The following is a 514-nucleotide window of genomic DNA, read 5'->3' as shown; positions in this document are numbered from 1 at the left end:
GGTGCGCCGCCTCGAAGCGGAGCTGGCGCAGGCCCGTGCCGCCGTGCCCCAGCGGCAGGCGAGCCTCCGGGGCGCCGAGATCGACCTCGATCGGACGGTGATCCGCTCGCCCACCGACGGCGTCGTGGTCGGCCGGTTCGTCAACCAGGGCCAGACCCTGGCGGCAGGCCTGGAGGTCCGGACCGCGTTTAACATTGCCAAGAACCTTGCCGAGATGGAGGTCCATGCCCGTGTCGACGAGACCGATATCGGCCGCGTGGCGGCGGGGCAGCGCGCCACCTTCGGGGTGGACGCCTACCCGGGCCGGCGGTTCGAGGCCGTGGTCCGGCAGGTCCGCAAGGCGCCGCTCGTGACACAGAACGTGGTCACATACACGGTGGTCCTGAAGACCGACAATCGCGATGGCCTGCTCCTGCCCGGGATGACCGCTCTGGTGAAGCTGACGATCCACAAGGACGCGGACGTCCTGAAGGTGCCGCTGGCCGCCCTGCGCTTCCGTCCCGAGGGCAGCGCG

The 514-nt window shown here is 70.8% G+C and carries 1 protein-coding gene; it reads left to right on the top strand.

Annotation, left to right across the window (positions count from 1 at the left end; all coding sequences use genetic code 11):
• Positions 1 to 514: efflux RND transporter periplasmic adaptor subunit (locus MFF58_RS31980; RefSeq protein ID WP_238294363.1), on the top strand; the 514-nt coding region annotated here is incomplete at both ends.

It is taken from the genome of Methylobacterium longum (genome assembly GCF_022179385.1).
GTDB lineage: Bacteria > Pseudomonadota > Alphaproteobacteria > Rhizobiales > Beijerinckiaceae > Methylobacterium > Methylobacterium longum.
This window is presented reverse-complemented; position numbering and strand designations above follow the sequence as displayed.